The sequence below is a fragment of the Flavobacterium urumqiense genome (genome assembly GCF_900108015.1).
GTDB classification, from domain to species: domain Bacteria; phylum Bacteroidota; class Bacteroidia; order Flavobacteriales; family Flavobacteriaceae; genus Flavobacterium; species Flavobacterium urumqiense.
The window spans coordinates 1-13,620 of the sequence record NZ_FNVP01000021.1 but is presented as its reverse complement, the minus strand read 5'-3'; the positions used below and the strand labels follow the sequence as shown (position 1 = coordinate 13,620).

Here is a 13,620-nt window from a genome sequence, read left to right as displayed (position 1 = left end):
ACGTTGACCAGAACTTGGACAGCTACCGATGTAGCATCAAACAGTTCTTCAAAAACCCAAGTGATTACGGTTCGAGACACGACCAAACCAGTACTGGCAGGAGTACCTACAAATACAACTGCAAATTGTGCAACAATCCCAGCAGCTGCAAAACCGATAGCGAGTGATAACTGTGACGCAAATCCAGTTGTTACTTTAGTCCAAACGAGTACACAAACAATAGCAGGAGTAGGACATTACAACTATGCGATTACCAGAATTTGGACTGCCACGGATGTAGCAGGGAACCACAGCAGTGGCACTCAGGTAATCACTGTAAGTGATACAGCAGCACCAGTATTGGCAGGAGTTCCTGCAGATGTTACAGCAAGTTGTAATACAATCCCAGTAGTTACAACACCAATAGCAAGCGATATTTGTGACGCAAGTCCAGTAATTGCCATGGTAGAAACCAGCACACAAACTTCAACAGGTGTAGGACATTACAACTATGCGATTACCAGAGTTTGGACTGCCACGGATGTAACAGGAAACCACAGCAGTGGCGCACAAGTAATCACCGTAAGAGATACAGAAGCACCAGTATTGGCAGGAGTTCCTGCAGATGTTACAGCAAGTTGTAATACAATTCCGGTAGTTACAACAGCAATAGCAAGCGATATTTGTGACGCAAGTCCAGTAATTGCCTTGGTAGAAACCAGCACACAAACTTCAACAGGTGTAGGACATTACAACTATACGATTACCAGAGTTTGGACTGCTACGGATGCGGTAGGGAATTATAACATTGGTAATCAGGTAATCACGGTAAGAGATGTAGCGGCACCTGTCATTACAAAATGTGCCCCTTCAGTGACCGTTTCTCCAAACAGTGCGGGTTGTAAATCAATATTAATTGATTATCGATATGCAGTCGTTGCAAATGATAATTGTAGTAGTGTTACACTTACGCAAACACCAGTAGCTGGCGCTAATCTGCCATTAGGAATGAACACAATAACAATAACAGCTAAAGATGAAAGTGGCAATAGTACAACATGTAACTTTGTCGTTACAGTTGCGACCTCGCTAGCTTTAACAGTTACCAATAGTAACCCGCAACTTTATTACGGTTATTCTCTTGATCAATCTTCCATTATAACAGGAATTCCAACTGGAGGTTTAGCCCCTTATACAGTCATAATTACAATGAATAAATTAGATATGTCTTCTAGACCACTTAGTTGCAATGTAGTTTCAAGTTCAGGTGATGAAAGTTGGATCCCTAATTTAGGAGCTAATTCAGCTACAGCATTAAGTAGTTCAATAAATTACACTTGCCCTACCTCAGGTTCTCAAACTGCAGCACCAATATCTACAGCAAAAAATGTACCTGCTGGTGGTTCTTATTCGGTCACTGCAACTTTGATGGCAGACGCAAAATTTACTGTAACGGTAATAGATGCCAATGGTTGTTCAATTTCTAAAACTACCTGGGTATATTCTGAGGATGATCGTTGTTTTGCCGGTAGTAGTGGTAATGCAAAAGTTAAGATTTGTCATAGAACAGGAAATAGCAACGATCCTTGTCATGAATTGTGTGTTGATCAATCTGCAGTTGCTGCACATTTAGCCCATGGTGACTATATAGGCAGTTGTTTACCATTGTGTGCGACACCGACGATTCACACGAAAGTTGTTAAGATTGATAAAAAATCTGACGAAATAGCTGCATTTGACGTAACAGCTTACCCTAATCCAACAGATCATCAATTTAACCTAATTATAAAAGGAGGTAATGATGAAAAAGTCGAAGTATTATTATACGACGCGCTTGGAAGAATGGTGAAACATATTGATAATAGTGACGGCCAACAAATTAAGTTTGGTGAAGGGCTTCCAACAGGCATTTATATAGCAATAGTGAGTCAGGGGAGTAACCAAAAAACAATCAGACTGATAAAAGAATAAAGGGTATTAAAAAAATAAACTTTAAACTAACTCCATTTCAATTTTTTTTGGGATGGAGTTTTTTATGTGACGATAAAGGATATTTGAAGTTTAAAATTAACTGTAAATACATTAATAATGTTTGATTTATAAAAGAAAATAGTTTTAATAAATACTCATAAAAATAGGTCTATGGCCGCTATATTAATTAAGAATTTTTATCTTTAAAAATTATTTAAACAAAAATTATGAAAAAACTATTTGGTATTTCTCTTTTTTTATTGAGCGTGGTGCTGTACTCCCAAAATGAAAAGGTAAATTATGTCGCTGAAAATTACACTAAGAAAGAAGTGCATATAAAAATGCGCGATGGAGCCGAGTTATTCACCTGTATTTATTCTCCCAAAGATGTTTCTAAAAAATATCCTATCATTATGCAAAGGACGCCTTATAATTGCGCCCCTTATGGAGAAAACCAGTTTAAGAAAAGTATTTCCCCAAGTGAAACTATGATGAAAGAGGGATATATAGTGGTCTATCAGGATGTTCGTGGCCGTTTCATGAGTGATGGATTGTATGATAATATGCGCGCTTTTATTCCCAATAAAAAAGATAAAAAAGACGTTGATGAGGCGTCAGATACCTATGATACCATAGAGTGGCTAGTTAAAAATGTATCTCATAATAATGGCAATGTGGGAACATGGGGAATTTCTTATCCCGGATTTTATGCCACTTATTCATTACTAAGCAATCATCCGGCATTAAAAGCAGTTTCGCCACAGGCTTGTATTTCCGATTTCTTTTTTGATGATTTTCATCATAACGGTGCTTATTTATTAAGTTATTGGAAAGCAACACCATTATTTGGACCTCAAAAAGATAAACGAACTACCGAGGCTTGGTATAAATTTCCAAATACGGGGAGCTCTGATGATTACCAGTTTTATTTAGATGCAGGTCCATTGTCTAATTTGGATAAATATTATGGCAAAGAAAATGAATTTTGGCAACAACTAAAAGAGCATTCCAGTTATGATAGTTTTTGGCAAAAAAGAGGTATTCTTCAACATTTAAAAAATATTAAACCCGCTGTGATGATAGTAGGAGGATGGTTTGATGCCGAAGATTTATACGGACCATTAAACACTTATAATACCATTGAAAAAAATAATAAAAATTACAATACCATCGTTATGGGGCCATGGAGTCATGGAGATTGGGCGAGAAATCAGGCCCAGCAAGTGATTGGTAATATTAATTTTGGCGACAGTATTTCTGGTTTTTATCAAAAAAATATTGAAGCTAATTTCTTTCGTCATTTTTTAAAAAATAAAGGAAAAGGGGAAAATAAATTACCAGAGGCGTATGTTTTTGATACTGGGAAAAAAGTATGGCAGACTTTTTCTGTATGGCCTCCTCAGAAAGCAGAAAAACAAAATTTCTTTATGCAAGGCAATCAATTGTCAAAAATGGCGAATAAGAATTTTGCTTTTGAAGAATTTATAAGTGATCCTAAAAAGCCGGTTCCCTCAACTGAAGAGATTAATCAAAAAGGGATAACACCAAGGAAATATATGACAGATGATCAGCGCTTTGCGGCAAGACGTCCCGATGTTGTGGTTTTCGAAACTGAAGTTTTAAATGAGGACACCACATTAGCTGGAGAAATAATCGCTAAACTTCAAGTTTCAACAACCGGTACGGATGCGGATTGGATTGTCAAAATTGTTGATGTTTTTCCAAAGGATGAGCCAGAAACAAAAGAAATTGCACCATACTTGAAAATGAGCAATTATCATATGATGGTCCGTAGCGAAGTGATGCGAGGGCGTTTCAGAAATAGCTTTTCAAATCCGGAGCCTTTTATTCCAAATGAAAAAACAGCGGTAAATATCAAATTACAGGATGTTTTTCATACTTTTAAGAAGGGACATAAAATCCAAATTCAAGTTCAGAGTACTTGGTTTCCTTTAATTGATTTGAATCCGCAAACCTTCGTTGATAATATATTCTATGCCAAACCGGAAGATTTTAAAAAACAAACTCATCGAATTTATAATGATTCTAAAATTGAATTTTCTATTTTAAAATAAGAAATCATTACAAAGATTAGTCTGTTGCATTTTAATATTGTTCAGCTATCTGTAGTCGATTAAAAACAATAAAAATACGGTATTATTGAAATTAATTATATAAAAAAACACTCTGAAAATTCGTTTCCAGAGTGTTTTTTAATTTATTATAAAGATGATTTACAAACATTCTCCATGTTGCGAAATATCTAAACCTAATTCTTCTTTTTCTTCAGAAACTCTTAAAGGAGTAATTTTATTTACAATAAAGAAAAGGAAATACGATACTGAGAATGCAAATATCGAAACAAGAACCAATGCTTTTAATTGAATTAAAAATAATGTAGCATCACCAAAAATTAAGCCTTGGTTATCTCCAACAATCGAATTTACAGATTTTGAAGCAAATACACCTGTCAAAAGCATACCTACCATACCACCAACACCGTGACAAGAAAATACATCTAATGCATCATCAATTTTACCCTTAGGGAATTTACTCACCACAAGATTACTCACAATACTGGCAATGATACCAATTGCAATTGCATGTGGAATGCTTACGAATCCTGCCGCAGGCGTAATAGCAACTAAACCTACAACAGCACCAATACAAGCTCCCATCGCGGAAAGTTTGTGACCAAGAATTTTATCAAGAAATACCCAACCCATCGCAGCAGAAGCAGCTGCAACGGTTGTAGTTCCTAAAGCTTGTGCAGCTATACTACTGGCTCCAAGAGCAGATCCCGCATTAAAACCAAACCAACCGAACCATAATAAACCTGTTCCTAATAATACATAAGTAATACGAGCTGGATTCGCTTTTTGTACTTTTCTTTTTCCTAAGAACATTGCTCCAGCAAGAGCCGCCCATCCCGCGCTCATGTGAACTACAGTTCCTCCGGCAAAATCCAATACTCCCCATCCGAAGAATAATCCATCTGGATGCCAAGTCATGTGGCATAAAGGTGCATAAACAAATAATATGAATAAAACCATAAATAACAAGTAAGCCCAGAATCGAACACGTTCTGCAAAAGCTCCTGTTATTAAAGCTGGTGTAATAATTGCAAATTTTGCTTGAAATAAGGCGAACAATATCATTGGAATGGTTGGAGCCAATTCCCAAGCAGTATTGGCGCTTACCCCTTGAAAAAATAAATTTGGCATTGGATTTCCAATAAATCCACCTATTGAAGGTCCGAAACATAATCCAAATCCAACAACTACCCAAAGAACGGTTACTATGACCATAGCCATAAAACTTTGTAACACGGTACTAATTACATTCTTTTTACCTACCATTCCACCATAAAAGAATCCAAGTCCGGGAGTCATTAATAATACAAGTGCTGTGGCAACTATCATCCAAGATGTATCTCCAGTATCTAATTTTAATGCAATCACATGGGCACCTAATGTTGTAGATTCAACAAACAGATGAATTGAAAAAATAGATAATACTAGAATTGTGATCAATATTACACTTAAAATAATCTTTCGCATAGTTTTTAGTTTTAATTTTCGATAAAAATATAAAATGATTGCAAACCCCTATAAAAAAATAGGTATATTTTATTATTTTTATTAATTTTTCAATTTACCCCCTATTATTTTATAGGTATGTTAGAATTAAATGTATAATTTAATGATTAATTAATCTTGGTTGTATCAGCAATGCACCTTTTTAGAGATCATTATAAATTTAATAGTTTTTAGAAATAAAAAAAAATGTATCAATATGATGGCACATCAATTGATACATTTTTTATAAAATCAGAAAATAATATTATTTTAAAATATGCTGGCTTAAAATTTTATAGACTTCATTTATATTATTATTTCCCTTTCCAAATTGTTTTGAAATTGGCGTACTTTCACTGTTTAACCAAATTTTTAATTCAGCATCCATATCCAGTATTCCGGCACTTTCTTTGGAGAATTTTTTGATACTCGAGTAAGGGATTGACATATAATCTACCTTAGTTCCAACCAATTGTTTCTCCACTAGAATTAATCGTTTATTGGTAAAAATAAACATATCCCGAATGAGTTTATATGCTTTTTCAATTATCTCGCCATCAATCAAAATAGGTTCAAATTCTCTTGAAATATTTTCGATATTAACTTCTGATGCGTTGCCTAAAATGGCATTAAATAGTCCCATGATTTTAATTTTGATTATATTTTTCTTTGTATCGATTATTAAGTTGACTTTGGTGTGTTTCCAGACTTATCGCTCTACCTTGAATAAAAGCTTTTGTCAATTTGTTTGTTCTCATATCTAAAGCATCTCCATCCGAGATAAACAATGTAGCGTCTTTCCCTTCTTCTAGAGTTCCGCATTGTTTGTCGATTCCTAATATTTTGGCCGTATTAAATGTAATTAATTGCAAGGCTTGTTCCTTGTCAAGCCCATAAGCAGCACATGTTCCGGCCAAAAAGGGTAAATTTCTAGTATTCATTCTTTCATGATCACCACTATTCTCTAAGCCAACAAGAACGCCTTTGTCTGTTAATAATTTAGCATTTTTATAGGGTAAATCAACATCCTGATCGTCATTTTCCGGCATATCATGAACACGCTTTAATAGTACGCCAACATTATTTTTTTGCAGCAAAGCAGCCGTTTTATACGCTTCATATCCGCCTATAATCGCTACTTTTTTAATGCCATTTTCTTTGGCTAACTGCACAGCGTCAATAATTTGTTTTTCTTCATTGGCATGAATAAATAAAGTCTGATTTCCGTCAAATAAACCTTTCGTAGCTTCAAAAATTAAATTTCTCTCTTTCGAATTATCTGATAAATACGCTTTTGCATTAGCCAAAAAAGCTGTTATTTCCGAAATTTGTTTAACATAGTCTTTATTGTTTTCAATTGTACCAGGTTCAAACCAAGATCCACTTCTTGAGAAACTGGAAGGAAAATTAAGATGAATTCCATCATTTTCTTTGATAACTGCATCTTTCCAATTCCAGGCATCAAGCTGAACGATAGATGAAGTTCCAGAAATCCTTCCACCGCGAGGCGTAATCTGAGCCATTAAAACACCGTTTGGGCGCACAGTCTCAATGACTTTTGAATCTGCAGAATAAGCAATAATAGCTCTGACATGCGGATTAATACTTCCAATTTCCTCCTCATCATCCGAGGATTTCACAGCATCGATTTCCACTAAACCTAATGTTGAGTTTGGTGCAATAAACCCAGGATAAACTTGCTGGCCACTAGCATCAATTGTAACATCATACGCACCTTCAGCTAATCGTATGAGTCTCGCGTCTGCAACTAAGGTAATTTTACCATCTTTAAATCCTATTGCACTGTTCTCAAGAACTGTTCCATTACCTATATGAGCAGTGCCATTTAAGATTAGAACTGATTTAGATTGCTTTGGAGCTGGTGTTTGTTGGGCTCTCGTAATTATTGATAAACAAAATACCAACAATAGTATAAATATATTTTTCATTTTTTTAATTTTCTAAAGTATCACATTGGTATTCTTTCTTTTCTGCTTTTTTAGGCTCCTGAGTAATCATTCCTTTATTCTTTTCTTGCAATAATTGTCCTATTAGCTCATTTCTTTCTTTGGCAATAGCAACCCTTTGTTCTTCGGCTTTTTGAATATCATAATACACTACACCTTCAATTATTGTTTTTTCGGCTTTGGCATAAATAGATAAAGGATTATTATTCCACAGAACAACATCAGCATCTTTCCCAATTTTTATACTTCCTACTTTATCATCAATATGTAGAAGTTTTGCGGGATTCAAAGTCACGAATTTCCAAGCTTCCTCTTCTGAGATATTTCCATATTTTACAGCTTTAGCAGCTTCTTGGTTCAATCTTCTTGACATTTCAGCATCATCGGAATTATATGCTACTAAAACTCCTGCATTGTGAAGAATTGGTCCATTATAGGGAATTGCGTCATTTACTTCAAACTTATACGCCCACCAATCTGCAAAAGTAGAAGCACCAACTCCATGTTCTTTCATTTTGTCGGCCACTTTGTATCCCTCAAGAATATGGGTAAAAGTATTGATTCTGAAATTGAATTTTTCGGCCACATTCATCATCATCAAAATCTCTGATTGTACATAAGAGTGGCAGGTAATAAAGCGTTCTTTATTCAATATTTCGGCTAAAGTTTGTAATTCCAGATCTACTCTAGGTGCTTTAGATTTTCCTTTACTTGCTTTATAATTTTTCCAAATAGTATCATATTCTTTTGCACGTTGGAAATAATCCGTAAAAACTTGTTCAACTCCCATTCTCGTTTGTGGAAAACGAGTTGGATTTACAATTCCCCAGTTTGCTTGTTTTACATTTTCTCCCAATGCAAATTTGATAAATTTAGGTTGGTCTTTGTACAGCATTTCTTCCGCTGACAATCCCCATTTCCATTTTACAATTGCGGAGCGTCCTCCAATTGGATTCGCTGAGCCGTGCAATAATTGAGAAGTGGTAACACCTCCAGCTAAATCTCTATAGATATTCACATCTTCAGAATTTACAACATCCTGAATCGTTACTTCAGCACTAGAATTCTGTCCTCCTTCATTAACTCCGTTAGAAATAGCAATATGCGAGTGTTCATCTATGATTCCGCTTGTCAAATGTTTTCCCTTTGCGTCAATGACTGTGGCTGATGCATCAGAAATATTTTTTCCTATTGATGCAATTTTACCGTTTTTAACTAATACATCTGTTTCTTCAAGAATTCCTTCTTTTTCATTTGTCCAAACAGTAGCGTTTTTAAACAATAAGGTTTGAGGAGTCAGTTTTTTTGAATTACCATAAGCAACATTTGGGAATGTAGTTGCAATAATCGTATTGTTTTTTTCTAATTTCAAGGAGTCAATCGGCTTTATAAAAGGAGCGGTTCGTACTGCAGACCATTTTACCTCATTTCCATTGAATAAAATTGCTTTTCCTGAAAGTAGTTGAATGTCATCAATATATCCAATTAATCTGGAGAAAGTTGTTTTTGTTGAATCCATCGACTTCATTACTGTTGAAATCCAATTATTCGAAACCGTGAGTTTTGAACTAACTTTTTTGGAATCTAGTGTTGTAATTATCGATTTTGGAGCAGTAATTTCCCCACTAATTTTCCATTTGTATTGTTGATTATCAACACTCAAATCGTAATCACCACGAATATCTTTAATTGTTATATCGTTAATAACATATTTATTGCCTTGAACCCAATTTTCATAAATTGTTGTTTTTTCATCAAAAATAGCGCCTGAAGTTATTACAAAATTTGCGTAGCTTCCTGTTTTTAAACTTCCTATTTCATTGCTTTTTCCTAAAATCGAAGCCGGAATTGTCGTCAATGCTTCTAATGCTTTGGTTTTATCGAAGCCATATTTTATGGCTTTTAATAGATTTACTCTAAAATCTTCAACTTTTTTTAATTTGTCAGTAGTCAAAGCGAAAATAACACCATTATCTGTCAATACTTTAAGGTTAGTCGGTGCCTGATTCCAAAAACGTAAATCTTTCAATTCCATTTGATTGGCTTGATTTGGGTCGGAAACATCATACGCTTCAGGGAAATTAATCGGAATGATTAATTTTGAATTTGTTTTTTTTATTTCTTCAATTCTTTCGAATTCATTTCCAATGCCTTTCAAAACGTAGTTCAAACCAAATTCCTTTGCTATTTTTGAAGCGCGTAAACTATTTAATTTATCACCCGAATCAAATATTTGAATTAAATTCTCATTTTTGGATAGGGCTTCTAAGGATACATCCTTTGTTGTTGAATTTCCATTTTTATACCAGTCTAAATCTAAATACATTTGGCGTAACAAGGCCATCATTCCCATCAATGAACTTGGATAGGATTGATTGGTTACTGCGCTTCTCGTAAATGCAAAATGATTGGTTACTTTCTCGGATAGTAACCGAGTACTTTTATCAAAGTTGTTTAAAGCTATCAATGTCCCTGTTCCACGAGCAATTCCATCTTGTACATGTGTACCAACAACTCCAAAACCTGCTTTAAGTAATTCTTCCGCTTTGGGTTGATCATAGTTGAAACTCTCATAAGCATTAACTTCTGAACGAATATTTTCATTCCAGTAATGGCCTTCTTTTTTAGAATCATACAGAGGATTTCTGGCCGTACTAGAATTGTTTTTTGGTTTTTCAATTCCAAAGCTAGTGTATATATCAATAAAGGATGGGTAAATCGACTTACCATTCAGATTAATTGTGGTGCAGTTTTTAGGTATTACACTAGTGTTACCTACACTAATTACTTTACCATTTTGAATTAGTAAAGTCCCGTTTTCAATAATTTGTGTGGGTGTCACATAAATTTTGGCATTTGTAAAAGCGGTAAAATTATGGTTTGTATTTTTAACACCTTCATTATTTGGGAAATATTCTTGGGCATAAATTTTGGGTAATAAAGCACTCAAAAAGAGTAGAAGTAGGATTTTTTTCATGGTTTGGTTTTGTAAATATTTTTTAAAAATATGAAAATGAATAAGTAAAACATTACATATGATCGATTTTAACATTTGTTTATTTTCTAAATGTAAACAATTTGGTTTATCTGTTTACTTTTTAATGGTTTGATGAATATTTCAATGTTTTTTGGGAATATTATTAAATAATGTTTAATTATTCATATTTATTAAAAATGTTTTTTCTACTTTAGAAGCAAATAATATAAATATGCTAGTTAAAGTTTTCGGAAGTGCTGTTTTTGGCGTTGAAGCTACAACCATTACAGTTGAAGTAAATATTGATAAAGGTATTGGTTATCATTTAGTTGGCTTACCAGACAATGCGATAAAAGAAAGCAGTTTTAGAATTGCCGCAGCTTTGAAGAATAATGGATACGCGATGCCTGGAAAAAAAATCACAATTAATATGGCTCCCGCCGATTTGCGTAAGGAAGGCTCCGCTTATGATTTGACTTTGGCAATTGGTATTCTTGTGGCTTCCGCCCAAATAAAGGCTGATGAAATTGATAAATACATCATCATGGGAGAACTTTCACTTGATGGCGGTTTACAGCCCATTCGTGGAGCTTTACCAATAGCTATAAAAGCAAAAGAAGAGGGATTTAAAGGTTTTTTTCTTCCAAAGCAAAATGTGAAAGAAGCAGCTATTGTGACTGGTTTAGATGTTTATGGAGTAGAAAATCTGCAGGAAGTAATTGATTTTTTAGAAGGAAAAGGTACATTAGAACCAACTACAATTGATACCAGAGCTGAATTTTATAAAACATTAGATTTTCCAGAATTTGATTTTTCTGATGTGAAAGGACAAGAAAGTATAAAACGGTGTATGGAAATTGCTGCCGCTGGTGGCCATAACATCATTTTGATTGGCCCGCCTGGAGCAGGGAAAACGATGTTAGCTAAACGATTACCCAGTATTTTGCCGCCCATGACGTTGCGAGAAGCATTAGAAACTACAAAAATTCACAGTGTAGCAGGAAAACTGAAGGAAGTGGGTTTGATGAATCAACGTCCGTTTAGAAGTCCGCATCATACCATTTCAAATGTGGCGCTTGTCGGAGGAGGAAGTTATCCACAACCGGGAGAAATTTCTATGGCACATAACGGTGTTTTATTTCTGGATGAGTTGCCGGAATTCAAACGCGATGTTCTGGAAGTGATGCGTCAGCCACTTGAAGATAGAGAAGTAACAATTTCCAGAGCGAAGTTTACGGTTACTTATCCGTCCTCGTTCATGCTGGTGGCGAGTATGAATCCGAGTCCAAGTGGTTTTTTTAACGATCCGGATTCGCCACAAACTTCTTCACCACATGAAATGCAACGGTATTTGAGTAAAATTTCGGGACCTTTATTAGATAGAATTGATATTCATATTGAAGTTACACCAGTTCCTTTCGAAAAATTATCTGATGACCAAAAAGCAGAAAGCAGTGTTGATATTCGGAAAAGAGTCACGGCAGCCCGAGAAATCCAAACCGAACGTTTTGAGCAAATGGAAAATATTCATTACAATGCCCAAATGAATACCAAACACATTCGGGAATACTGCGCACTGGATGATACGTCGAAGCAATTATTAAAAACCGCTATGGAACGATTGAATCTTTCAGCTCGAGCCTACGATCGTATTTTGAAAGTGGCGCGCACGATCGCTGATCTTGATGCTGCCCCAATAGTGGTTTCGAGTCATATTGCCGAAGCGATTCAATATAGAAGTTTGGATCGTGATGGTTGGTTGGGATAGTTTAGATTTAAGATTTTGATTTCAGATATTTAACCTCTGCAAAATCGACAATACGATTGCTAGCGCGAGCGTCTCGCTCGTGCCTATTACAAATTTATAGTGATTTACTTTTGTTAACTTCACGAGCGGGGAAAAAAAAGTATAGAAATAAATAAGTCAAAAAAGAGATTTCTATCGAAATCTCTTTTATTTTTGCCAAATGTTAGAAATTCTTTACCAGGACGAATATATTATAGCAATTAATAAACCAAGTGGATTGCTGGTTCACAAATCATTTTATGCGCGCGATGCAAAAGTTTATGCTATTCAAGAATTGAGAAATCAAATAGGAGGGCGACACGTTTATCCTATTCATCGGTTAGATCGCAAAACATCTGGTGTCTTGTTATTTGCGTTGGATGCAGCCGTTTTGAAAATTATGAATGATCGTTTTGCCGCACGCGAAGTCGAAAAAAGATATTTAGCAATTTTACGTGGTTGGTCACCCGAAGAACTAACGATTGATTATGATTTAACCAATGATGATGGCATTATACAAAATGCAATAACCTACTTTCATCGATTGCAAACTACCGAAATTGAGTTAGAATTTAACAATAAACCAACGTCACGATATTGTTTGGTAGAAGCGAGTCCTGAAACTGGACGTATGCATCAATTACGAAAACATTTTAAACATATTTTTCATCCCATTTTAGGAAGTCGTCCACATGGTTGTAACAAACAAAATAAATTATGGTTGGAGAATTTTGAACTGAAAGGAATGATGCTTCATGCACATCAGTTAATTTTTAATCATCCAATAACAAATGAACAACTTATCTTGAATGCAAAGATTAATGAAGAGTTTAGCAGAGTAGGTACTATTCTTAATCTAGATTTGATTAAGTATGAATAGAATAATAATTTGTAAATTAATGCTTTAAATTATTGTTGTATTTTGAAACAACAATTTTCATTATAAAGAGGAGCAGATTTCAGATATTTAACCTCTGCAAAATCGAAGCTGCGATTGGTAGCGCGAGCGCAATGTCATTAAGTTAAGGAATTTTATATTGCATCTTTTTGATTTTTAAGCACTAAAGGTCGAATTCGATTTCTATACTTGCCTACTTCCCGTTTATTATTCCTGCTTAACCGAATTGGAATTGTGTTTTGAAGAAACAGATTTTCTAATTCCTTGAATACTTCTTCCAAAGAAGCTTCTTTAAAAAGTAAATCTAGAATTCTGTTTTTCAAAAAACCATAAGATAAATTCGTGTTTATTTTATAATCTAGTTTCGTAGTTCTATTCTTTATGCTTAATTCTTCTTCTAAATCATTTACAATTACCGATTGCAAATTGCTAATAAATATTGCACAAAAAAAATCTTGTTGAAT

The 13,620-nt window shown here is 34.6% G+C and carries 8 protein-coding genes and 1 pseudogene; 4 read left to right on the top strand and 5 right to left on the bottom strand.

What is annotated here, in order from left to right; all coding sequences use genetic code 11:
- Together C4S35_RS15280 and C4S35_RS15275 are read left to right on the top strand one after the other, a co-directional pair.
- A partial coding sequence (locus C4S35_RS15280) for a T9SS type A sorting domain-containing protein (RefSeq protein ID WP_146059570.1) occupies positions 1–1,950 on the top strand: 1,950 nt, incomplete at its 5' end.
- 227 nt (positions 1,951–2,177) lie between these two features.
- Complete coding sequence (locus C4S35_RS15275; RefSeq protein WP_104001014.1) at positions 2,178–4,025, top strand: CocE/NonD family hydrolase; 1,848 nt, start codon at positions 2,178–2,180, stop codon at positions 4,023–4,025.
- Positions 4,026–4,184: 159 nt separating this feature from the next.
- On the opposite strand, the gene C4S35_RS15270 is transcribed toward C4S35_RS15275, so the two are convergent.
- From C4S35_RS15270 to C4S35_RS15255, 4 genes are all read right to left on the bottom strand, one after another.
- Positions 4,185–5,510 carry an ammonium transporter gene (locus C4S35_RS15270; protein ID WP_104001013.1) on the bottom strand — a complete coding sequence of 442 codons (1,326 nt, stop codon included), beginning with the start codon at positions 5,508–5,510 and terminating at the stop codon, positions 4,185–4,187.
- A gap of 283 nt (positions 5,511–5,793) precedes the next feature.
- A complete protein-coding gene (locus tag C4S35_RS15265; protein ID WP_104001012.1) occupies positions 5,794–6,171 on the bottom strand; it encodes a PH domain-containing protein in 378 nt (125 codons plus the stop codon).
- Positions 6,172–6,175: 4 nt separating this feature from the next.
- Positions 6,176–7,477: an amidohydrolase family protein gene (locus tag C4S35_RS15260; RefSeq protein WP_104001011.1), complete on the bottom strand. Its 1,302-nt coding sequence runs from the start codon at positions 7,475–7,477 to the stop codon at positions 6,176–6,178.
- Between the two features lie 4 nt (positions 7,478–7,481).
- Complete coding sequence (locus C4S35_RS15255; protein ID WP_104001010.1) at positions 7,482–10,472, bottom strand: amidohydrolase family protein; 2,991 nt, start codon at positions 10,470–10,472, stop codon at positions 7,482–7,484.
- A 232-nt stretch (positions 10,473–10,704) separates the two neighbouring features.
- Here C4S35_RS15255 and C4S35_RS15250 point away from each other — a divergent pair, with 232 nt between their 5' ends.
- Both C4S35_RS15250 and C4S35_RS15245 read left to right on the top strand, forming a co-directional pair.
- Positions 10,705–12,240, top strand: coding sequence for a YifB family Mg chelatase-like AAA ATPase (locus C4S35_RS15250; protein ID WP_104001009.1), 1,536 nt, complete (start codon positions 10,705–10,707; stop codon positions 12,238–12,240).
- 199 nt (positions 12,241–12,439) lie between these two features.
- The gene (locus tag C4S35_RS15245) at positions 12,440–13,138 is read left to right on the top strand and encodes a pseudouridine synthase (protein ID WP_104001008.1); all 699 of its coding nucleotides are present in this window, start codon (positions 12,440–12,442) and stop codon (positions 13,136–13,138) included.
- Positions 13,139–13,290: 152 nt separating this feature from the next.
- Here the strand turns inward: C4S35_RS15245 and C4S35_RS15670 are convergent.
- Positions 13,291–13,620, bottom strand: a pseudogene (locus C4S35_RS15670) (hypothetical protein); the annotation flags it as partial.